Annotated in this window: 18 protein-coding genes and 1 pseudogene; 7 read left to right on the plus strand and 12 right to left on the minus strand. The window is 69.2% G+C overall.

The genetic code is table 11. From position 1 onward, the window contains the following. Positions 1-24 precede the first annotated feature (24 nt). From CLM62_RS22915 to CLM62_RS22935, 5 genes are all read right to left on the minus strand, one after another. A complete protein-coding gene (locus CLM62_RS22915) occupies positions 25-1,074 on the minus strand; it encodes an aminotransferase class V-fold PLP-dependent enzyme (RefSeq protein ID WP_095751784.1) in 1,050 nt (349 codons plus the stop codon). Positions 1,075-1,181: 107 nt separating this feature from the next. Beyond that, entirely contained in the window at positions 1,182-1,898 is a 717-nt protein-coding gene (locus CLM62_RS22920; RefSeq protein ID WP_095751785.1) for a DsbA family oxidoreductase, read from the minus strand. Positions 1,899-1,996: 98 nt separating this feature from the next. Continuing rightward, positions 1,997-2,512 (minus strand): GNAT family N-acetyltransferase, encoded by a 516-nt coding sequence (locus CLM62_RS22925; protein ID WP_179382196.1) that lies wholly within the window; start codon positions 2,510-2,512, stop codon positions 1,997-1,999. A gap of 57 nt (positions 2,513-2,569) precedes the next feature. Beyond that, on the minus strand, positions 2,570-3,178 hold the full coding sequence (locus CLM62_RS22930) for a DUF1349 domain-containing protein (RefSeq protein WP_095751786.1): 609 nt from the start codon (positions 3,176-3,178) through the stop codon (positions 2,570-2,572). A 130-nt stretch (positions 3,179-3,308) separates the two neighbouring features. Next, complete coding sequence (locus CLM62_RS22935) at positions 3,309-4,838, minus strand: aldehyde dehydrogenase (NADP(+)) (protein ID WP_095751787.1); 1,530 nt, start codon at positions 4,836-4,838, stop codon at positions 3,309-3,311. A gap of 146 nt (positions 4,839-4,984) precedes the next feature. On the opposite strand from CLM62_RS22935, the gene CLM62_RS22940 reads away from it, so the two are divergent. The 3 genes from CLM62_RS22940 (at position 4,985) to CLM62_RS22950 (ending at position 7,787) form a co-directional block, all read left to right on the plus strand. Beyond that, positions 4,985-5,758 (plus strand): IclR family transcriptional regulator, encoded by a 774-nt coding sequence (locus tag CLM62_RS22940; protein ID WP_095751788.1) that lies wholly within the window; start codon positions 4,985-4,987, stop codon positions 5,756-5,758. Between the two features lie 3 nt (positions 5,759-5,761). After that, on the plus strand, positions 5,762-6,232 hold the full coding sequence (locus CLM62_RS22945; protein ID WP_095751789.1) for a GNAT family N-acetyltransferase: 471 nt from the start codon (positions 5,762-5,764) through the stop codon (positions 6,230-6,232). A gap of 106 nt (positions 6,233-6,338) precedes the next feature. After that, positions 6,339-7,787 (plus strand): penicillin-binding protein 2, encoded by a 1,449-nt coding sequence (locus tag CLM62_RS22950; RefSeq protein WP_095751790.1) that lies wholly within the window; start codon positions 6,339-6,341, stop codon positions 7,785-7,787. A gap of 51 nt (positions 7,788-7,838) precedes the next feature. Here CLM62_RS22950 and CLM62_RS22955 read toward each other — a convergent pair whose 3' ends face one another. Next, positions 7,839-9,296, minus strand: a complete 1,458-nt coding sequence (locus CLM62_RS22955) for an NCS2 family permease (protein ID WP_095751791.1) — start codon at positions 9,294-9,296, stop codon at positions 7,839-7,841. 284 nt (positions 9,297-9,580) lie between these two features. Here CLM62_RS22955 and CLM62_RS22960 point away from each other — a divergent pair, with 284 nt between their 5' ends. From CLM62_RS22960 to CLM62_RS22970, 3 genes are all read left to right on the plus strand, one after another. Next, on the plus strand, positions 9,581-10,144 hold the full coding sequence (locus tag CLM62_RS22960) for a SigE family RNA polymerase sigma factor (protein ID WP_095751792.1): 564 nt from the start codon (positions 9,581-9,583) through the stop codon (positions 10,142-10,144). Next, positions 10,141-10,989, plus strand: coding sequence for a hypothetical protein (locus CLM62_RS22965; protein WP_095751793.1), 849 nt, complete (start codon positions 10,141-10,143; stop codon positions 10,987-10,989). The genes CLM62_RS22960 and CLM62_RS22965 overlap by 4 nt, the downstream gene beginning before the upstream one ends. 84 nt (positions 10,990-11,073) lie before the next feature. Further along, positions 11,074-11,904, plus strand: a complete 831-nt coding sequence (locus CLM62_RS22970; protein WP_095751794.1) for a pectate lyase — start codon at positions 11,074-11,076, stop codon at positions 11,902-11,904. Positions 11,905-12,057: 153 nt separating this feature from the next. On the opposite strand, the pseudogene CLM62_RS22975 reads toward CLM62_RS22970, so the two are convergent. Further along, positions 12,058-12,885: pseudogene (locus tag CLM62_RS22975) on the minus strand (right-handed parallel beta-helix repeat-containing protein); the annotation flags it as partial. 230 nt (positions 12,886-13,115) lie between these two features. Here CLM62_RS22975 and CLM62_RS22980 point away from each other — a divergent pair. Then, complete coding sequence (locus tag CLM62_RS22980) at positions 13,116-15,326, plus strand: family 43 glycosylhydrolase (protein WP_095751795.1); 2,211 nt, start codon at positions 13,116-13,118, stop codon at positions 15,324-15,326. A 9-nt stretch (positions 15,327-15,335) separates the two neighbouring features. Here the strand turns inward: CLM62_RS22980 and CLM62_RS22985 are convergent, their stop codons facing one another. The 5 genes from CLM62_RS22985 to CLM62_RS23005 form a co-directional block, all read right to left on the minus strand. Then, positions 15,336-16,403, minus strand: coding sequence for a dienelactone hydrolase family protein (locus CLM62_RS22985; RefSeq protein ID WP_095751796.1), 1,068 nt, complete (start codon positions 16,401-16,403; stop codon positions 15,336-15,338). Further along, entirely contained in the window at positions 16,375-17,643 is a 1,269-nt protein-coding gene (locus CLM62_RS22990; RefSeq protein ID WP_095751797.1) for a polysaccharide lyase family 1 protein, read from the minus strand. Before CLM62_RS22990 ends, CLM62_RS22985 begins: the two co-directional genes overlap by 29 nt. Continuing rightward, positions 17,636-18,757, minus strand: coding sequence for a pectinesterase family protein (locus CLM62_RS22995; RefSeq protein WP_095751798.1), 1,122 nt, complete (start codon positions 18,755-18,757; stop codon positions 17,636-17,638). The genes CLM62_RS22990 and CLM62_RS22995 overlap by 8 nt, the downstream gene beginning before the upstream one ends. A gap of 171 nt (positions 18,758-18,928) precedes the next feature. Next, entirely contained in the window at positions 18,929-20,257 is a 1,329-nt protein-coding gene (locus CLM62_RS23000) for a polysaccharide lyase family 1 protein (RefSeq protein WP_095751799.1), read from the minus strand. Positions 20,258-20,296: 39 nt separating this feature from the next. Beyond that, positions 20,297-21,091 (minus strand): rhamnogalacturonan acetylesterase, encoded by a 795-nt coding sequence (locus CLM62_RS23005; RefSeq protein ID WP_095751800.1) that lies wholly within the window; start codon positions 21,089-21,091, stop codon positions 20,297-20,299. Between the last annotated feature and the right edge of the window lie 89 nt (positions 21,092-21,180).

The following is a 21,180-nucleotide window of genomic DNA, read 5'->3' on the forward strand; positions in this document are numbered from 1 at the left end:
CCGGCAGGATCCGCCGGACAGGCCCTACGAAGACAGGACGTCCAGCAGGCGGTCGACGTCCGCGATCGTGTTGTAGAGGTGGAAGGCGGCGCGCAGGTTGCCCGCGCGGTCGGAGACCTCGACGCCGGCGCTGCTCAGGCCGGACTGCCGGTGGCCGAGGCCGGGGACGGAGACGATCGGCGAGCCGGGCGCCGGGACCGGCTGGTGTCCGAGATCGTGCAGGCCGTCGCGGAAGCGGTCGGCGAGGGCGAGGTCGTGGGTGCGTACGGCGTCCACGCCCAACTCCTCCAGCAGGGCGAGGGAGCGACGGGCGCCGGCGTAGGAGAACAGGGCGGGGCTTTCGTCGAACCGGCGGGCGGAGTGGGCGAGATCCTCGACCGGACCGTAACAGGCGTCCCAGGGGCGCTCCCCCGCCACCCAGCCGGCGAACAGCGACGGGAGTCCGCCGAGGTCCTCCGGGACGACCAGGAAGGTCACCCCGCGCGGGCACACCAGCCACTTGAAGGCGACGGAGGCGACGTAGTCGTAGGCGTCGGCGGTGAAGTCCAGCCATCCGGCGGCCTGGGACGCGTCGACGTACGTACGCGCCCCGTGCTCGCGCGCCGCCGCCCGGACGGCGGTCAGGTCGGCGACCCGGCCGTCCGCCGACTGGGCGGCGCTGACCGCGACCAGCGCCGTTCCGGGCCGCACCGCCTCGGCGACGCGCTCCAGCGGCACGCTGCGGACCTTCAGGTCGCCGCGGACGTGGAAGGGGTTCACCAGGGAGCTGAAGTCGCCCTCGGCAGTGAGGACTTCGGCACCCGCGGGCAGGGATGCGGCCACCAGCCCGCTGTAGACGGCGACCGAGGCCCCGGCGGCCACCCGGCCGACGGGAACCCCGGCCAGTCGGGCGAAGGAGGCCCGGCTCGCCTCGACGTCCGCGAACATGTCGGTCGGCTGCCCGGCTGCGGCGGCCTCCACGGCCGTATGCATGGCCGCGACCGTACGGGCGGGCAGCAGCCCGGTGCTCGCGGTGTTCAGATAGGTGTTCTTCGGGGCGAACTCGGCACGGACGAGGCTCTCGAAGGTCTCCATAGGAACCACTGTGGGCCCCTCGGATCCCCTCGTCCATTGCGAATCTTTACGTGGTTCCACTAAGGAACGCTTATACGTCGGCCCTGACCTGCACCGTTCCCAGCTTCTCAGCGCTGCGGCACCGCACAGCCGTCGGGACCACACGCGTCCGCACCACCGTCGTCGATGAGCTTCAGCGGCGGCCGCTCGCCCCAGGCCTGCGTCAGTGCCTGCGCGAAGACCTCGGCGGGCTGGGCGCCGGAGACGCCGTACTTGCGGTCGAGGACGAAGAAGGGAACGCCGTTCGCGCCGAGCTCGGCGGCCTCGCGCTCGTCGGCGCGGACCTCGTCGGCGTACGCGGTCGGGTCGGTGAGCACCTTGCGAGCGGCGTCGGCGTCGAGACCGGCCTCGACGGCCAGCTCCACCAGCCGCTCGTCGCCCTCGGAGAAGACGGACCGCTCCTCGGCGAAGTTGGCCCGGTAGAGGATCTGGATCAGCTCGTCCTGCCTTCCCTGCTCCTTGGCGAGGTGGAGCAGCCGGTGCATGTCGAAGGTGTTGCCGTTGTCGCGGCCCCGGGTGCGGTAGTCCAGGCCCTCGGCGGCGGCCTGCGCGCCCAGGTTCTCCTCGCCCGCCTGGGCCTGCGCCTGGCTCATGCCGTACTTCTTGGTGAGCATCGTGATCACGGGCTGAATGTCACCCTTGGCAAGGCTCGGGTCCAGCTCGAAGGAACGGTGCACCACCTCGACCTGGTCGCGGTGCGGGAACGCCTCGAGCGCCTTGTCGAAGCGGGCCTTTCCTACGTAGCACCAGGGACAGGCGATGTCGGTCCAGATCTCGACGCGCATGTGTCGGCTCACTCCAAGTCGTACGGGTACGGAGACTCCCTCCGATTAGTTGATGAACGTTCAAGCAGCGGGCTTCATTCCCCGGATCACTCTCCGGCTCACTCCCCGGCGACCGCATAGCGCAGGAAGAGATGCTGATCCCCGTCGGCGGGCGGGTGGTACGGGTCCGGTTCCCAGCCCTGGCGGGCGTAGAAGGCCTGCGCCCGCCGATTGCCGACATGCACGTCCAGGACGGCGATGCGGCGTCCGTCGGCCCGCCACTCCTCCACACAGGCCGCGTGCAGGGCCGTACCGACGCCGGAGCGCCAGCGGTCCGGGTCGACATGGAACTGGAACAGCTTGACCATCTCCGCGGCGGCGCCCTCTGGGGTGCGGAAGGAGGCGAGGCCGACGATCCGCCCCTGTTCGACGGCGCACAGCACACGCCCGTCGGGCCGCGCGAGAGCGGACCGCCAGGCGGCGAGCCAGTCGGTGCCGCCGTCCGGGACGACACCGTCCGGGTAATCCGGGTAATACGCCGCCCGGGCCCGCGCGTGCAGCGCGGTCACGGCCTCGGCCTCGGCGGGCAGGACGGTGCGGATCACCCGGCTTCCGGTCACGCGTTCGCTGATCATGCAGCGGAGGACGTGTCCGCGGCGGGCGCGGTTCCCAGCCTGCTACGACGAGTGTGCTCAGCTTCCGTCTCGAAGATCGCTCGGCCAACTGGGCCGGAACTCGAGGTGGTCGTACGTCACCACACAGCCCTCCCCCATCGGCGACTGCGCCATGAAGCCGACCAGGGCGGCGTCGCTCTCCTTCTCGTCCCCCAGCGTGAAGAGCCGGACGAAGGTCCACCGCTCGCCGTCCCGGGAGGCGTGGCAGGCGAAGGCCCGCCCGGTGCGGCTCACCCGCAGCCATACCGAACTCCCGTCCACGGTGAAGGAGTTGGCGTCGTCGGAGTGCCCCCGGGTGACCACCGTGCAGACGGTGGGCACGTCCGGGGAGTACTCCAGGCACAACTTGGCCCAGGCCCGCTCGCCGACGTGGACGTAGAGCACCCCGGCGTCGAAGGCCCCGGCGAACCCGACGGTGACGCGGGCGATCAGCTGGAAGTCCCCTTCGGGGGCGCCCAGGAGACGCGGTGCGTCGGAGGCGGGGTCGAGGGCCTCACCGGTGGGCGGCACGAACCGATCCTGCCGGGGCCCGGCCCATCCGGTGAGGACTCCGCCCTCGTAGGACCAGTTGCCGTCGGGTCCGTAGGTACGGAGGGGAAAGGGCAGTTCGGGAAGTTCCACGTCCATCAAGCAAATATCTCCGGCCAGGTTCGAGTGACTCAGGGGCGCGGGGCTGTATCGATATGCGGCTCCGCCGCGTGGGCGCGACCAACCACGACGGTCCCGCAGTCCGCAATCAACCGCACCCCCAACGGCGCTATCGCTCCAGACGCCCGTTGAATCGCCGAGGCAGCCCCAGCGGGTTGTCATCCTTCAGCTCAGCCGGCAACAACGCCTCCGGCGCATTCTGATACGCAACCGGCCGCAACCACCGCTCGATCGCCGTCCCGCCGACAGAGGTCGACGTCGACGTCGTAGCCGGATACGGCCCCCCGTGATGCTGAGCCGGAGCCACAGCGACACCCGTAGGCCACCCATTCACCAGCACACGCCCGGCAAGCGGAGTCAGCTCGGCGAGCAGCTCAGCGCCGCGCCCCTCACCCGCCGCCTCCTCCGCGGACAGCTGAACCGTCGCCGTGAGATTCCCCGGCAGCCGCGACAGCACGGCCCGCGCCTCGGCGTCGTCCTCGTAGCGGGCGACCACGGTCACCGGCCCGAAGCACTCCTCCAGCAGCAGGTCGTGCTCCCCTTCCCGCGCCAGCTTCTCGGCCGGAACGGTCAGGAAGCCCGCGCTCACCGTGTGCTCGCCGCCCGCCCCCGGCGTCACCGGCGAGTCGACGTCCGGCAGCTCGACGCGCTCGGCGATCCCGGCGACGAAGTTGTCCCGCATACGGTGGTCGAGCAGCACGCCGGCGTCGGTGTTGCTGACGGCGTCCGTGAGCGACTTGACCAGACCGTCGCCCGCGGCGCCGGACGGCACCAGCACCAGGCCCGGCTTCACACAGAACTGCCCGACGCCCAGCGTCATCGACCCGGCCAGCCCGGCACCGATCGTCTCCGCCCGCTCGGCGGCCGCCGCCTCCGTGACGACGACGGGGTTCAGCGACCCCAGCTCGCCGTGGAACGGGATCGGCACCGGACGGGCCGCGGCCGCGTCGAAGAGGGCGCGTCCGCCCCGGATGGAGCCCGTGAAGCCCGCGGCGGAGACCAGCGGGTGCTTGATCAGTTCGATGCCCGCCTCGAAGCCGTGGACGAGGCCCAGGACGCCCTCGGGGATGCCGTGCTCGCCGGCGGCCCGCCGCAGCACGGCGGCGACCAGCTCGGACAGGGCCGGGTGGTCGGGGTGGGACTTGACCACGACCGGGCAGCCCGCGGCCAGCGCGCTCGCGGTGTCGCCGCCGGCGACCGAGAAGGCGAAGGGGAAGTTCGAGGCCGAGTAGACGGCGACGACGCCCAGCGGCACCTTGTAGCGGCGCAGGTCCGGGATCGGCGGGGTCGCGGTGTCGTCGGGGTGGTTGATCACGACGTCGAGGAAGGCGCCCTCGTCGACGATGTCCGCGAAGGCCCGCAGCTGGTAGCAGGTGCGGGCGAGCTCGCCGGTCAGCCGGACCGGGCCGAGCGCCGTCTCGGCGTCGGCGGCCTCGACGAGCTGGTCCTTGGCCGCCTCCAGGCCGTCGGCGGCGCCGCGCAGGAAGGCCGAGCGGACCGCGCGGTCGGCGAGGGAACCGCGCACGTCGTGCGCGGCGCGGACGGCGGCGTCGACCTCCTGGGCTGTGGCCTCCACCGCAACCTGTTCACGCTGCTTCCCGGTTCGGGGGTCGACACTCCAGACTGGTGCTGCTGCCACCGCGGGTCCCTCCACGTATGTATTGCTGCTTGTATGGCTCAGTGTGCCAGGTCATCCACCAGGGTCGTTCGATATACTGAACGCTGTCTCTGATGATGAATATGCTGTTGGAGACTATTTCCCGTCGAACGAAGGGGTCAAGGGCGATGTCGGCAGCCGAGACAGGCGGCGGGGCGCAGGTCAAATCCGCGGTACGGACGGTTGAACTGCTCGAATACTTCGCCGGACGCCCCGGTATGCACTCCCTCGCGGCGGTCCAGGAGGCCGTCGGGTACCCCAAGTCCAGCCTGTACATGCTGCTGCGCACGCTCGTGGAGCTGGGCTGGGTGGAGACGGACGCCACGGGCACGCGGTACGGCATCGGCGTACGGGCCCTGCTCGTCGGCACCTCGTACATCGACGGTGACGAGGTGGTCGCGGCGGCCCGGCCGACGCTGGACCGGCTGTCGGACGACACGACGGAGACGATCCACCTGGCCCGCCTGGACGGCACGAACGTCGTCTACCTGGCCACCCGCCAGTCGCAGCACTACCTGCGCCCCTTCACCCGGGTCGGCCGCCGCCTCCCGGCGCACTCCACGTCCCTCGGCAAGGCGCTGCTGAGCACGTACACGGACGAGCAGGTCCGCAAGATGCTGCCCGAGACGCTGCCCGCCCTGACCGAGAACACCATCACCGACCGGGAGAAGCTCATCGAGGAGCTGCACCAGGTGCGGGAGCAGGGCTTCGCGGTCGACCGCGAGGAGAACACGCTGGGGCTGCGCTGCTTCGGCGTGGCGATCCCCTACCGCACGCCGGCCCGCGACGCGATCAGCTGCTCGGTACCGGTGGCGCGGCTGACCCCGGCCCACGAGCAGATGGTGAAAGACGCGTTGTTCGACGCCCGCGACCGGCTCACGCTCGCCACCAGGAGGCTCTGACCGATGGAAGTCGCGCTCCGCGAGGTCCACGACAGCGACCTGCCGGTCTTCTTCCGGCAGATGAACGATCCGGAGGCCCTCCGCATGGCGGCCTTCACCGCGAAGGATCCCGCCGACTGGCACGCCTTCGACGCACTCTGGAAACGGATCCGTTCCTCGGACGCCGTCGCGCGGACCGTCCTGGCGGACGGTGACGTGGTGGGCAGCGCGGCGGTGTACGGGGAGCCGGGCGAGCGCGAGGTGACGTACTGGATCGACCGCGCGTACTGGGGCCAGGGCATCGCCACCGCCGCGCTGCGCGACCTGGTGGCCGAGGTGCCGGAACGCCCGCTGTACGCCCGTGCCGCCGCGGACAACGAGGGGTCGCTGCGCGTGCTGGAGAAGTGCGGCTTCCGGGCGAGCGAGCGGGCCCGGGGGTATGCGCAGGCCCGGGGCGAGGAGATCGACGAGGTCGTGCTGACGCTGGAGGGGTGACTTCCACCGGCCTGAAGGCCGCGCACATGAACACCCGATGAGAATTCCGGCGGAATTCCGGCGGAAGGGAACGCTCCGCCCGCCCCCGATCGTCTGTCCGAGCGGGATGAACAAGACGATCAGGCGCGCTTCCGTCTTCACGCTGCTGCTGGTGTTCGCTCTGCTGATCAGGGCGACCTGGGTGCAGTTCTACGACGGCACAGCGCTCGCGGACAACAAGAACAACCGGCGCAACGCGATCGAGCTGTACAGCGAGCCGCTCGGCAACATCGTCGTGGGCGGAAAGTCGGTCACCGGCTCGGCCCGCACGACGAGCGGCGACCTCAAGTACAAACGGACGTACACGGACGGCAGTCTGTACGCGGCCGTCACCGGCTACAGCTCGCAGGTGTACGGCGCGACCCAGCTGGAGGGCGTCTACCAGGAGCTGCTCGACGGGACGGACAACCGGCTGAAGACCGTGCTGGACACAGTCACGAACAAGCGCGCCGACCCGGGCGACGTGATCACGACGATCGACCCGGCCACGCAGCGGGCGGCGTACGACGCGCTCGGCGACAAGAAGGGCGCCGCCGTCGCGATCGACCCGGCCACCGGCAGGATCCTCGCGGTCGTCTCCACGCCGTCGTACGACCCGTCGACGATCAGCACGGGCGACACCGACACCTGGTCACAGCTGACCAAGAACCCCGACAAGCCGATGACGAACCGCGCGCTGCGCCAGCCGCTGCCGCCGGGCTCGACGTTCAAGCTGGTCGTCGCGGCGGCCGCGCTGGAGGACGGGCTGTACTCGTCGGTGGACGAGAAGACGGACAGCCCGAACCCGTACCCGCTGCCGCAGTCGACCGACAAGCTGACGAACGAGAACCTGTCGGCTCCCTGCGCGAACGCCTCGATCCGGGTGGCCCTGCAGTACTCCTGCAACAACGTCTTCGGGAAGATGGCCGTCGACCTGGGCCAGGACAAGGTCCGGGCGATGGCGGAGAAGTTCGGCTTCAACGACGCGACGCAGGACGTACCGGTGCGGGCGTACGAGAGCGTGTACCCGAAGGACATGGACGAGGCGCAGACGGCCCTGACGGGCATCGGCCAGTTCGACGTGACGGCGACCCCTTTGCAGATGGCCATGGTGTCGGCGGCCATAGCCAACGGCGGCAAGCTCCTCTCGCCGCACATGGTGTCGCAGATCACCGACAGCGGCGGTGACGTCCTGGAGGACTACGACGACAACACGAGCGCCAAGGAGATCGTCAGCTCCTCGACCGCCGAGCAACTGCAGTCGGCGATGCAGACGGTGGTCGAGAAGGGCACCGGCACGAACGCGCAGATCTCCGGCGTGACGGTGGGCGGCAAGACCGGTACGGCCCAGCACGGCGAGAACAACAGCGAGACGCCGTACGCCTGGTTCACGTCGTACGGCAAGTCCGACGCGACCGGCAAGGAGGTCGCCGTGGCGGTGATCGTGGAGCAGTCGAACGCGGCCCGTTCGGAGGTCAGCGGCAACGGGCTGGCCGCACCGGTGGCCAAGGCCGTGATGGAGGCGGCGCTGAACTAGGAGCCGGGGGACAGCCCCGACAGGAGCTGTACAGGAGCTGTCCCCCAGACCTCACTTGGCGCCCAGGATCTGCTCGATCGGGTCGATCGCGAAGTACACCAGGAACAGCGCCGAGGTCCCCCACAGCAGCCAGTGGATCTCCTTGGCCTTGCCGAGAACCGTCTTGATCACCACGTAGGCGAGGAAGCCGGCGCCGATGCCGTTGGTGATGGAGTACGTGAACGGCATCACGGCGATGGTCAGGAACGCCGGGATGGCGATCTCGTACTTGTCCCAGTCGATGTGCTTGACCTGCGTCATCATCAGGAAGCCGACGGCGACCAGGGCGGGAGCGGCCGCCTGGAGCGGGACGATCGTCAGCAGCGGGGTCAGGAACAGGGCGAGGGCGAACAGGCCGCCGGTGACCAGGTTGGAGAAGCCGGTGCGCGAGCCCTCCCCCACACCCGCCGCCGACTCGATGTAGGAGGTGGCGGAGGAGGACGAGGCCGCGCCGCCCGCGACCGCCGCGGCACCGTCGATGAGCAGCACCCGGCCGAGGTTCGGGACCTTGCCCTCCTCGTCGAGGAGTCCGGCCTCCGCGCTGATGCCGACGACCGTGCCCATGGTGTCGAAGAAGTCGGACAGGATCAGCGTGAAGATCAGCAGGACGACGGTGACGACGCCGACGCCGGGCGCGTCGAAGGCGCCGAACAGGCTGAAGTGACCGATCAGTCCGAAGTCGGGGGTGTCGACGATCTTGTCGGGCCAGTCGGGGGTGGTCAGGCCCCAGGCCTTGATGTCGGCGATCGAGTTGATGATCATCGCGAGGATCGTCATGGTCACGATGCTGATCAGGATGGCGCCCTTGACCTTGCGGGCGAGCAGTCCGATCGTCAGCAGGACGCCGAGGCAGAAGACGAGAATCGGCCACCCGGTGAGGGTGCCGGTGCCGCCGAGCTGGACCGGGACGGTGGTGTTCGCGATGTCCGGGATACGGGTGACGAACCCGGCGTCGACGAAGCCGATGAAGGCGATGAACAGGCCGATACCGACGCTGATCGCCTGCTTGAGGGGCTGCGGAATGGCGTGCATGACCGCCTCGCGCAGCCCTGTCACCACCAACACACAGATCAGCAGGCCCTCCAGGACGACCAGGCCCATCGCGTCGTCCCAGCTCATCTGCGGGGCGATCTGGAAGGCGACGACCGCATTCAATCCGAGGCCGGCGGCGAGCGCGAGGGGCAGGTTGCCGCCCACGCCCATGATGATCGTCATGACCGCGGCCACCAGGGCGGTGGCGGTGGTCAGTTGGACGGCGTCGAGCTGCTGGCCGAACTTGTCCTTCGCGCTGCCGAGGATGATGGGATTCAGGACAAGGATGTAGGCCATCGTGAAGAACGTGGCGAAGCCGCCGCGTATCTCACGGCCGAAGGTGGATCCCCGCGCGGAGATCTTGAAGAACCGGTCGACGCTGTTCGCCGCTGGTGGCGGGGCACTTGACCGGTCGGCCACCTTCTGCGATTCGGACATGACTGCTGCTCCTTGGTGCCTGAATGATCGGTGTGCGGATGCTGGCTGGATTGTTCCCTCGTTGAACCTGTTTCAGGTTTTCTCCGTGTTACGGAATCGGCGTCGGACCTCCAGACTGTGAGCGTCGGACCTCCAGACAGTGTTCGAAGACCCGTACGAACCAAGCAGTCCATCACTGCTACGCTTCCGGATCTCGTCCGGGCCACCCCCGGATGATCACATGTCAGACACATGACACACACAGGCGCCGGGGGCGCCCGAGTCGCCGTGAGGAGAGGTCGCCCGTGGGCACAGTCGTCGACGACGCCGCCTCCGTGGAGTTCCATGCCTTCTTCGAGCGCCACTACGCCGAACTGTCCCGCCTCGCCCATCTGCTGACGGGTGAGGCGGACGCCGCCGACGACCTGGCGGCGGACGCGTTACTGGCGCTGTGGCACCGCTGGGACCGGGTGCGCGCGGCCGACCATCCGGCGGCGTACGCGCGGGGGGTCGTGGCCAATCTGGCCCGTACCCGGATCCGCAGCGCGGTACGCGAACGGCGGCGCGTCGCGCTGTTCTGGTCGCAGCGCGAGGAGAAGGCCGAGAACCCGGACGTGGCAGGGGTGGTCGACGTCCAGGAGGCGTTGCGTAGACTTCCGTTCCGCAAACGCGCCTGCGTGGTGCTGCGGCACGCATTCGACCTCTCCGAGAAGGACACAGCGCTCGCCCTGGGTGTCTCGGTCGGTACGGTGAAGAGCCAGACCTCGAAGGGAATGGCCGAACTGCAGCGGTTGCTCGGAACACAGGCAGCTCCGCAGAGAGTGCACGCGGCGATGGCGCGCACCGGCGACGCCGGAAGGGACCGATGACCATGCGGCGGGACGTGCACGACGAGTTGCGCGCCCGGCTGCACGAGGCGGCCGGGGCGCACGAGCCCGACCGCGCGCGCATCCTGGCGCGGATCGAGCGCGGTATGACCGAACAGGCCCGCCCCGACCATCGGGCGACCCGTCCGCCGGTGTTCGGCTGGGTGCGGGTGGTGAGCGCCACCGCGGCGGTCGCGGGCGTGCTGGGGGTCGGCGGCTACGCGGTCGCCTCCGCGGTGAAGGACGAGGTTCCCCCGCAGAAGATCGCGGTCACGGCGACGCCCACGCCGTCGCCGGACGCGACGAGCCGCGCGCCCGAGCCGCCGGTGAACCCGAAGCCGAGCACCCAGGAGCCCGAGCCGAGCAAGTCGCCCGCGCGGACGCCGAGTACGTCGGTCACCGCGGCGCCGCCGGCCTCCGGCACCGAGGACGGTCCGCTGTGGTCGGACGGCTCGGTGGACCCGCACAGCAACGACTTCTGGGCGCAGAGCAACATCACCCTCAAGACCTCCGAGCAACTTGCCTCCCTCACGGTCGAGTTGAAGGTCGCGCAGACCGGCGGTGTCACCAACGCCGGTGCCTGGCGCTCGCTCCCCGAGGACGACTTCACACTGACGGTCGGCGAGCGGGACGGCTTCCTCGTCTACACCTGGGTGCTCAAGGAGGGCCGTACGGTCCCCAAGGGCGAGTGGGTGTTCGCCGGGCAGTACAACCACCAGCGCGGCGGCCGGGACGCGAAGGACGACGCCTACACGGCGACGGCGACCGCGGGGTCCGAACAGGCGGATGTGGAGGGCGACTTCGCGGCGCAGGACGACAACGACTCGTCCGACGGCGGAGATTCGTAAAGAAAGTCTGCAGACGCGGCAACCCGTTCCACACCAGTGGCGACCAGGAAACGCAAAGTTCCTCTCCCACGCAAGGAAATGGGCATGACTGCACGAGCTGAACAGCCCGTCCGCCACCGCCGCCGGGTCACCAAACGGCGCGCGGTGATCGCCGGAGCCTCCGCTCTCGGCATCACGGGGGCGGCGATCGTCACCACGACGATGCTGTCCTCCGCGGGCGCGGCCTCGTCGTGGCCGGCCGCCAAGGGCAGCAAGGCCGTCTCGTCGACGATCAAGGTGTCCGGCACGTACGACGGCAAGCTCAAGAAGTTCTACGGCGCCGGCGAGCTGGGCGGCAGTGGCCAGGAGGAGGGCCAGGATCCGGTCTTCGAGCTGGCCGACGGAGCGTTACTCAAGAACGTGATCATCGGCACCCCGGGCGCGGACGGCGTCCACTGCAAGGGCAGTTGCACGCTGCAGAACGTATGGTGGCTGGACGTCGGCGAGGACGCCGCCAGCTTCAAGGGCAAGTCGTCGTCGGCCGTGTACAAGGTCATCGGCGGCGGCGCGAAGAACGGCGCCGACAAGGTGCTCCAGTTCAACGGGGCCGGCAAGCTGACCGTGACCGGCTTCCAGGTCCACAACTCGGGCAAGCTGGTCCGCTCCTGCGGCAACTGCAAGACGCAGCACAAGCGGACGATCGTGCTGAGCGACATCGACGTGACGGCGCCGCTGAAGGCGATCGTCGGCGTCAACGCCAACTACGGGGACACCGCCACGCTGTCCAGGATCCGTATCCACGGCGACGCCAAGAAGAAGACCAAGACCTGCGTCCGTTTCAAGGGCAACAACTCCGGCAAGGAGCCCACAGAGCTGGGCACGGGCCCCGACGGCAAGACGTGCAAGTTCAAGAGCTCCGACATCAGCTACCGCTGATCCCCACAACTCCGGCCGGGCAAAGCCCCCCTTGGGCCCGCCGGACGCACCGGTCGAGCCCCCCCCTCGACCGGTCACGAGAACGCCCCCGCCGCTGACGACCGACGGGGGCGTTCGCGCCCTTCAGGGGCGCGGGGCTGTATCGATGTGCCGCGCGTTGTCCCAAGCCGCGTTGTTCTCCACCTTGTGCGCCACCGAAGCCCCTCCCCCGCCCAACTCGAACCCACTGCCGTCGCCCTCGAACGCCGCGTCCCCCCACCGGTTCCTGCCGTTGCCGAAGGCCCGCGAGTCCTTGATGGTGACGGGCGACGAGAACTGCCACAGATCGAGCCCGTCATCCGAGTTGTTGTACAGGCGCGCACCCTCCACGACGTTGCCGACACCCGAGCCGAACTTGATGGCGATCCCGTCGGCGTTCTGACCGTGCTCGGCCGGGTCGTAGTTGCCGTGACTGTCCAGGTTCCGCACGAGGTTGTCCGTCGTACCGTCACCGCGCAGGGTGAACCCGGAGTCGCCGTTGTTCGCCGTGACAAGGTTCTTGAAGACTCCGCCCACCGACGACGTGGCGACGAACCCCTGCGCCGGCGAGTTCTGGAAGGTGAGGTTCTGCACGGTCCAGTAGTCGCCGTGGATCTCGGCCAGCCAGGAGCCGTCGGGCAGCCTGGAGCCGTCGATCCTCACCTTCTCGCCGCCGTACGCCCGCAGCGTGACCCGCGCCGAACCGGTGCCGTTGGCCGTGGACTTCAGGGTCGCCGTCGGGTGGTACGTCCCGCCGCGGACCTGGATCGTGGTGCCGGCGGCCGCGTTCCTGACGGCCGACTCCAGCTGCGCGGTGGTGGACACGGTGACCGTCGTCGAGGCGGCCCGGGCGCCACCCTCGGTGAGGCCGAGGTAGACGCCGCTCGCCCCCGAGGCGACGGCCACCGCCGCGGCGATCGACAGGGTCCGCGTCCTGCGGTGGCGTCCGGTGCCTAGACGCACGGAACGTTCCTTTCGTCGACATCGGGAGGACGAAACGGGCCGGAGGGGCCGCCCCGGCCCGTTTCTGAGATCAGGTCGCCGCCGGTGGCCGAAAAGGTTGCCGCCCCGCGAAAACGATCGAAACTTTCGCTCCCCCTCGCCCCACGCACACCGATTGACCAGCTGACCTCCTGCGATGACACTCCCAAGGCGAACCCAACAGAAACCCCCACACTCCCACAGGATGTGTCATGCGAAGCCGTACCGCCCGCACGCTCCTGGCCCCCTTCCTGGCCCTCCTTCTCTCCCTGCTCGCCATACCCCCCAGCACCGCCCAATCAGCAGCACCACCCGTGAAGCAGCAGCCCAAGTACGCCGGTTATCTCTTCGCCTACTTCACCGGTGAGGGCACCGCCGACGGCGAGCAGATCCGGTACGCCCTCAGCCGGGGCAACGACCCGCTGCACTGGCGCGAGCTCAACGGGGGCAAGCCGGTCCTCACCTCCACCATCGGCGAGAAGGGGCTGCGTGATCCGTTCGTCATCCGCTCCCCGAAGGGCGACAAGTTCTACGCCATCGCCACCGACCTGCGGATGTACAAGAACTCCAGCGGCAGCTGGGACCAAGTCCAGCGGCACGGCAGCAAGTCGATCATGGTCTGGGAGTCCACCGACCTGGTCCACTGGACCGACCAGCGCCTGGTGAAGGTCTCCCCCGACAACGCGGGCAACACCTGGGCGCCGGAGGCCTATTGGGACGACTCGCTCGGTGAGTACGTCGTCTTCTGGGCGTCGAAGCTGTACGCCGACGACGACCCCGACCACACGGGATCGACGTACAACAAGATGATGTACGCCACCACGAAGGACTTCCGTACCTTCAGCGAGCCGAAGGTCTGGAACGACCCGGGCTACTCGGTCATCGACTCGACGGTGGTGAAGCACAAGGACACCTACTACCGCTACACCAAGGACGAGCGGGACCCGACCTCCAGCTCGCCCTGCGCCAAGTTCATCACCGGAGAGAAGTCGACGAGCCTGACGTCGGCCAAGTACGACTTCGTCGCGGACTGCATCGGCAGCGGTGCGATGGACCGCGGTGAGGGCCCGACGGTCTTCAAGTCCAACACCGAGAACAAGTGGTACCTGTTCATCGACGAGTACGGCGGCCGCGGCTACATCCCCTTCGAGACCACCGACCTCGACTCGGGCAAGTGGACCCCGTCCACGAACTACCAGCTGCCGGCCAGCCCCCGGCACGGCACCGTGCTCCCGGTGACGCAGGAGGAGTACGACCGCCTGCTCGCCGCCTACCCGTCGACTCCCGCCTCCGTCATGGACGCGACAGCGAAGGGCCAGAAGGGGTACGCGATCGTCACCGAGGCCGCGTCGAAGGTCGTGCTGCCGATGGAGCCGAACGCGGAACTGCGCGGCCTCGCCCCGAAGCTGTGGGTCGGTGAGGGGGCGACGCTGAGCCCGAGGTCCGGCACGCACCGCGACTTCCGCAAGCCGCAGACATACACCGTGAGAGCCGCCGACGGCACGACCCGCACCTGGACGGTCGAGGCGGTCTCGACCCGCAGTCCCGTCCTGCCCGGCCTCAACGCCGACCCGGACGTGCACTATCTGAACGGCGAATACTGGATCTACCCGACGACGGACGGCTTCCAGGGCTGGAGCGGGACGAAGTTCAAGGCGTACTCGTCGAAGGACCTGGTCCACTGGAAGGACCACGGGGTCATCCTGGACCTCGGGCCCGACGTGACCTGGGCGGACAAGAACGCGTGGGCGCCGGCGATCGCCGAACGGAACGGCAAGTACTACTTCTACTTCTGCGCCGAGCAGCAGATCGGCGTCGCGGTGGCCCACTCCCCGGCCGGCCCGTTCAAGGACGCGCTCGGCAAGCCCCTGGTGGCGAAGGGCGGTTCGCTGAAGGGCCAGATGATCGACCCCGCGGTCTACACGGACGACGACGGCACGTCGTATCTCTACTGGGGCAACGGCCGCGGATATGTCGTACCGCTGAACGACGACATGGTGTCCTTCGACGCCTCGCAGGTGAAGGACATCACCCCGGACAACTTCCGCGAGGGCTCCTTCGTGATCAAGCGGAAGGGCACCTACTACTTCATGTGGTCGGAGGACGACACCCGTAGCGAGAACTACCACGTGGCCTACGCGACCGGACCGTCCCCGCTCGGCCCGTGGACCAAGCGGGGCACGATCCTGTCCAAGCGCCCCGACTACGGCATCCTCGGCACCGGCCACCACTCGGTGGTGAACGCGCCCGGCACCGACGACTGGTACATCGTCTACCACCGGTTCGCCCTGAACGGCCCCGGGAAGCCGGGCGGCGACGGCATGCACCGCGAGACGACGATCGACCGCATGAAGTTCGCGGCCGACGGCACGATTGCGCCGGTGGTGCCGACGCTGGAGTCGATCAGGCCGGTACGGCACTGACGCGGTGGATCACAGGACGGCGTCGAGCCACGCGAAGACCTCGTCCTGCATATGGCGTGTGAAGACGTGGCCCAGGTCGGGCCACGTCTTCAGCCACAACCGCTCCTCGGCGCGGCACGAGCGCCAGACCGCACGCAGCTTGTCGTACGCGACCCGTACGCCGTCGGCGGGGAACAGCGGGTCGAGCCCGCCGTTGAAGAACAGCATCGGCCTGGGTGCGGCGATGGCCGCCACGTCGGGGAAGTCGAGGAACCGGGGCAGGCCCGGGTGGAGCATGTAGTACGACGACTGCCCGCGCAGCGTGTTGTTGCCGGGCACCATCATTTCCTTCAGCCCGGTCATCCAGCACACGCTCGCCGCGGCGGCGATGTGGTCGCTAAGTGCGGCGGTCTGCCAGGCGCGGTAGGCGCCCATGGAGAAGCCGACGGCCGCGACCCGGTGGGCGTCCACGCGGTCGAGGCCGGCCAGGAATCCGGCGGCGCGGGCGTCCTCGCGGGCCATGAGTCCGGCGAGCGAGGAGCCGAGGTGGTAGAGGTTGGAGGCCAGGGCCTGTTGTTGGTCGTAGGTGATGGGGCCGCGGTCGCCCCAGCCGAGCGCGTCCAGGCAGAGGACCACGTATCCGCGCCGGGCCAGCTCGTCGCCCAGGAACCGCCCGCTGAAGTGCTGGTCCGCCCAGTCCTGGGCGGAGGCGAGCCGGGTGTCGTCGTACCAGGGCCGGACCAGCTTCTCCTTCCCGATGTCGAACCTGGACCCGTGATCGTGGAGGAGGAGTACGGCGGGGAAGGGTCCGGTGCCGTGGGGGGTGAGCAGGGCACCGCGGACGCGTTCGTGACGGGTGAGGGAGAGGGTCACCAACTCCCTTGCGTATGCGCCTCCTTGGGAGCCGGGGGTGAATTCGGGTGCGTACGGTGTCCCGTCCTGCCGGTCGACGAGGAGGTGCTCCTCGACCTTGGAACGGGCGGCGCGGCGCCAGGCCTTGAAGTCGCGGACCGGTGAAGTACCCCAGGCGAGCGGGAAGTTCAGCTCGCCTTTCAGGGAACCCAACGGCTCACGCATCCGGCCTCCCGGCACCGGCATGACGCAGGACGTGGTGCTCGACCGCCGACCGGGAGGTGAGGGGCCGGTAGTCGTAGACGTCGGCGGGGTCCCAGCCGACGTCGTCGGTCAGGCCGAGGCCGCTCGCCACCGCGTTCAGGCGGGCGGGCCGGCCGTTGAACCAGGAGCCGGTGTCCCGGAAGTGCTCGCCGCCGTAGTCCGCGACAGCGAGCGACGACGCGCCCCGCCGGTAGCTGAAGACGTTCCGCTCGGAGAAGACCGACGACTCCACGCCGACGCCGAGCGCGTACAGGGTGCCGTCCGCCCGGCCCCGGTAGACATTGTTGACGACGTGCACCTGGCCGAAGCGGACGCGGGGGCCGCGCTGCACGATGTCGGTGAAGAGGTTCCGGACGAAGGTCACCTTGAGATGCCCGCGGTCCCGATCGCCGCGCCCGTCCCCCGACCCGATGAGGATCGCCTTGTCGTGGTCGGCGAATCGGCTGTCGGAGACCGTGATGAAGTCGGAGCCGTCCTCGATGTCGAGCAGCCCGTCGTGCCGTTGGACGCGCTCGCCGTGGAAGCCGAGGGGCGCCTCGCGGTCCGGGAAGCGGCCGTCGGTGAAGGTGCAGTGGTCGACCCAGATGTTCTCGCCCGTGATCACGGTCATCGCGTCGAAACGGGCGTTCCAGCTGCCGCGCGTACCGTCACCCGGCGACCAGGTGGTGAAGTGGTCGACGGGAGCTTCGAGGTGCAGATTGCGCACGATGATGTTCGTGCCGGTGTTGACGGTCAGGAAGACCCCGAGGAGCCGGGCGTCGCGGCCCACGCCGACCAAGGTGGTGTTGCTCGGCACGGTCAGCTGGATCTGCGCCTTCTCCTTGTTCGAACCGGTCTGGCGGAGCTGACGCTGCTGTTTGCAGTAGTCGTGACGGGTGTCGGACCAGACGGCCCCGTCCTCGCCGAAGCAGGACATGTACTTGCCCAGGTCGTACCCGGGCGCGTAGTCCTGCTCGCCGAGCAGTGAACCGTCGTCCGCCTCATGGCCGTCGATGTCGCCGACGACCCGGATCACCTTGGACGCGGTGGGGTCGCCGTGGTTGGCCAGGGCCTCCTTGAGCTCGGCACGGGTGTCCACGGTCCAGGTGGTCCCGTCGGCACCGCCGGTGGTACCGGGACCGGTCGAGGCCCAACCGACGGGGCCGCGCTCGGCGGCGGAGGCCTGGGTCGGCCAGAACAGGCACAGGCACACGCACGCCAGGAGGGCAGCGGCTCTACGCATACGGCCTCCAGTCGCCGAGGTAGGCCCGCTTGGTGTGGGACGCGGCTTCGCTGGCGGCGAGTTGGGGCCGGTTCTCCGGAACCGTGATCACGGCACCCGGCCCCGTGTTGCGGTACTCGGCGAACCGCATGGTCTGCCAGGGATGGGCCTCCCGCATGTTGGTGTAGGGCGCGACCGCGTCGATGCCGGGGCCCATGTGGGTCTCCCGGACGGTAAGCATCGGGCGGGCGGTGGTGTCGGAGCTGGGCACCCAGGGACGGGCCAGCTTGTAGTGGGCGTCGGGTGCCTCGCTGCTGATCCGGCCGCGGACGACCAGGTAGCCGCGTGGATTGGCGCCCGCCGTCGAGGGCGCGAAGACGAAGCCGTACGGGGCGCCGCCCAGGTCGGTGCGGTTCAGGGTGCGGAAGTGGCAGTTCTCGTAGACCGCGGTCGCCCGCCCGAAGACGAAGTCGACGTCACCCTCGACGTAGCAGTGGGAGTAGTACTGGCGGGCGAAGGCGGTCAGGGCCGTCGAGTCGGCGTACAGGGTGTCCTGGTGGCCGAGGAAGCGGCAGTGGTGGAAGGCCGAGCGGTCGCCCTGGACCTTGATGGCGACGGCCTGGGTGCCGGTGATCTCGGGGTGGTCGGCGCGCAGCCAGTCGTTGGCGAAGGTGATCCAGCGGGCGGTGAAACCGGCGGCCTGCACGGTGGTGGTGGCGGATCCCGTGGTGCCGTAGGTGCCGCCGCCGGGCTTGGGGGTGCCGGCCGCGTTGTCGTGGACGATGACGACGTCGCGGGGGTTCTCGCTCGCGCCGATCCAGGTCATGTCCGTACGGGTGGCGTCGACGGCGACCGTCTGCCGGTATGTGCCCGGGGCGATGACCAGCGTGTATCCGCTGCCGGTCGCGGCGGCCACGGCGTCCCGGACGGTGGTGAAGTCACCGGCGCCGCCCGGGTGGACGTACAGAGTCTGCGGGGTGAGGCGCGTGGCCGGTGATCCGTACCGACCGAACGGACGCCTTGCGCCGTCGGCCCGCGCGGGGGTCGGCGCCAGGCCGAGCGCGGCGCCCGCTCCGGCGCTCGCCATCATGAATCCCCTTCTGGAAAGGGGGAGTTGGAGGTGGGGCGAGGGCATGCGGGTGCTCCTTCGCAGTGCGGGGCTGTGCTGGGGTGTCGGCCGGAAGGCCGGGGATCCGAGGGCCGGGGATCCGAGGGCCGGGGATTCGAGGGCCGGGGATCCGAGGACCGGGGATCCGAGGGCCGGAGGCCGGGACGGCGGCGCGTCCCGGCCTGCCGGTCGGGTACGTCAGCGCAGGCGTCCGGCGCCCGCACGGTTGCCGACGATCCACGGGACCGCCTTGGGCGAGTCGACCTTGGTGCGCAGGGTCGGCTTCCAGCCGGCGCCCGACTGGAGCGTCTCGCCGGGGATCTCGGCGTTGTGCACGGCGATCAGGTCCGTCAGCTTCCCGTTGACGTAGTTGTTCTCGGCGGTCAGCGGGGACTCGTTCCACTTCTTCAGCGCCTTGCCGACGCTGGTGCCGGGCGGCAGCGAGATGGCGTTGTCGGTGGCGTGGAGCTGCGAGGAGATGCCGACACCGAAGATGTAGTAGTCGGACTTCTGTTCCTCGTTCACCACGTAGTGGTTGTTGTAGACGTCGACCTGTCCGAACCGCACCCGCGGGGAGCGCTGGAGGATCCCGTCGAAGCGGTTGTGGTGCATGGTGACCTTGAGCTTGCCGGCGTCGATGGCGGCGAGGCCGTCGCCGTTGCCGATCAGCATGTTCTTGTCGTGGTTCTCGTAGCGGTTCCAGGACACGGTCACGTAGTTGGAGCCGCGCACGATGTCCGTCAGGCCGTCGTGTTGCTGGAAGACCTTGCCGAAGTAGACCGGCCGCTCGCTGTCGGGGTAGCGCCCGTCGGTGAACGTGTTGTGGTCGAGCCACACGTGGTCGCTGCCGTAGACGACCACGGTGTCGTACTCGGAGTTCCAGTTGCCGGTCTTGTTGTCGTCGGTCGGGTCCCACTTGGGGAAGCAGTCGAGCGGGGCCTCGATGGTGAGGTTGCGCAGGATGACGTTCGAGACGCCGAAGATCTGGAGGCTGCCGCCGAGGATGCCGGAGTTCCTGCCGACGCCGACGATGGTGGTGTTGCTGGGGATGAAGGCCTTGATCTCCGAGTTCTGGTTGGCGGCGGACGCCACCCGCGCGTCCTCCTGCGGCCCCATGGCGACCTTGTCGTTGCCGTAGACGGCCGGGTCGTAGTCCTTGAGGTACTGCTGGAGGTCGTAGCCGCCGGCGACGAAGGCCTCGCAGCCCTCGGAGACGGCGTCGATCATGCCCTTGACCTTGATGATTTTGGGTGCAGAGCCGCCGGCGGCGAGCGCGGCCTTGAACTCCGCCCAGGTGGTGACGGTGTAGACGTGCTCGGCTTCGGCGGCCGAGCCACCGGTCGTGCCCGCGCCCTGCGAGCCCCAGCCGTCGTTCGCGCCGAGGACCTGACGACCGAGGTCGCGGGAGCCGGAGTCGGCGCCGGCCTGGGCGGCGGTGCCGGTCAGGGACAGCACGAGGGCGGTGCAGCCGGCCAGAACGGCCACCTTCTTTGTAATGACATGCTCATGCCATGTCTGTGCGCGCATTGTGCGGCTCTCCTTTTTGGGAACAGGGGTGCGGGGGTGTTACGCGGCGGCCTGCGGCCAGGTGATCCAGGACGCGGGAATCTCCTCGTCCAGCCGGCGCACATCGCGGGGCGCGAGCACCCGCGTACGCAGCAGTTCCTGGGCCACGAGCCGCGCCACGGCGATCGCGCCGGGCGGGTTGAAGTGCGTGTTGTCCTGCTCGGTCGCGGTCCAGTTGAAGTACGTCTTCGTCTCCTCGACGCCGAGCCGCTGCCACAGCGCGAGGGACAGGGCCTGGAGGTCGAGCAGGGCGACGCGCTCCTCCTTGGCGAGCGCACGCATCGCCGCCGGATAGTCGCCGTGACTCGACACGGCGTTGCCGCCCGCGTCGAACCTCCTGCGCTCGACGGGTGTGGCGAGCACGGGCCGGGCACCACGGGCCCGGGCATCGTCGACGTACTGGCGCAGATAGTCCTGGTACGTCGTCCAGGGCTCGGTGTGACGAGTAGGGTCGTCCGCCTTCTCGTCGTTGTGAGCGAACTGGATGATCAGAAAGTCGCCGGGCCGGATCGCCCCGAGGACGACATCGAGCCGCCCTTCGTCGACGAAGCTCTTCGAACTACGCCCGTTCACGGCGTGATTGGCGACGCCCAGATCCTTGTGCAGAAAGAACGGAAGCGCCATGCCCCACCCGGTCTCGGGGGCGGCGGGGGCGTACTTCTGGGCCGCGGTGGAATCACCGGCGACGAAGAGAGTCCGGGACCTTTCGTGCGAAACAGCGGTTCCATGGGCCGAAAAGCCAAGAGGAACAGCGGCAAAGGCCGCACTGGTGACCTGTCTGCGGGTAAGTGACACAGAGGTGCCTTTCTCAACAGGCGTACGAGAATTGTGCTAGGCAGTGCCTTTCAAGTGGGGGGTAACCCCCGCGCCCCTGCTTTCAGGGG

This window comes from Streptomyces sp. SA15 (assembly GCF_002291145.1).
GTDB lineage: Bacteria > Actinomycetota > Actinomycetes > Streptomycetales > Streptomycetaceae > Streptomyces.

Bases quoted from the DNA above. Each gene is read 5' to 3' on its own strand.
- CLM62_RS22945 (WP_095751789.1), top strand. From the start codon at position 5,762: ATGGAAGTCGCGCTCCGCGAGGTCCACGACAGCGACCTGCCGGTCTTC.
- CLM62_RS22980 (WP_095751795.1), top strand. From the start codon at position 13,116: ATGCGAAGCCGTACCGCCCGCACGCTCCTGGCCCCCTTCCTGGCCCTC.
- CLM62_RS22920 (WP_095751785.1), bottom strand. From the start codon at position 1,898: ATGCGCGTCGAGATCTGGACCGACATCGCCTGTCCCTGGTGCTACGTA.
- CLM62_RS22985 (WP_095751796.1), bottom strand. From the start codon at position 16,403: ATGCCGGTGCCGGGAGGCCGGATGCGTGAGCCGTTGGGTTCCCTGAAA.
- CLM62_RS22970 (WP_095751794.1), top strand. From the start codon at position 11,074: ATGACTGCACGAGCTGAACAGCCCGTCCGCCACCGCCGCCGGGTCACC.
- CLM62_RS22925 (WP_179382196.1), bottom strand. From the start codon at position 2,512: ATGATCAGCGAACGCGTGACCGGAAGCCGGGTGATCCGCACCGTCCTG.
- CLM62_RS22950 (WP_095751790.1), top strand. From the start codon at position 6,339: ATGAACAAGACGATCAGGCGCGCTTCCGTCTTCACGCTGCTGCTGGTG.
- CLM62_RS22990 (WP_095751797.1), bottom strand. From the start codon at position 17,643: ATGCGTAGAGCCGCTGCCCTCCTGGCGTGCGTGTGCCTGTGCCTGTTC.
- CLM62_RS22915 (WP_095751784.1), bottom strand. From the start codon at position 1,074: ATGGAGACCTTCGAGAGCCTCGTCCGTGCCGAGTTCGCCCCGAAGAAC.
- CLM62_RS22995 (WP_095751798.1), bottom strand. From the start codon at position 18,757: ATGCCCTCGCCCCACCTCCAACTCCCCCTTTCCAGAAGGGGATTCATG.
- CLM62_RS22955 (WP_095751791.1), bottom strand. From the start codon at position 9,296: ATGTCCGAATCGCAGAAGGTGGCCGACCGGTCAAGTGCCCCGCCACCA.
- CLM62_RS22940 (WP_095751788.1), top strand. From the start codon at position 4,985: ATGTCGGCAGCCGAGACAGGCGGCGGGGCGCAGGTCAAATCCGCGGTA.
- CLM62_RS22965 (WP_095751793.1), top strand. From the start codon at position 10,141: ATGACCATGCGGCGGGACGTGCACGACGAGTTGCGCGCCCGGCTGCAC.
- CLM62_RS23000 (WP_095751799.1), bottom strand. From the start codon at position 20,257: ATGCGCGCACAGACATGGCATGAGCATGTCATTACAAAGAAGGTGGCC.
- CLM62_RS22930 (WP_095751786.1), bottom strand. From the start codon at position 3,178: ATGGACGTGGAACTTCCCGAACTGCCCTTTCCCCTCCGTACCTACGGA.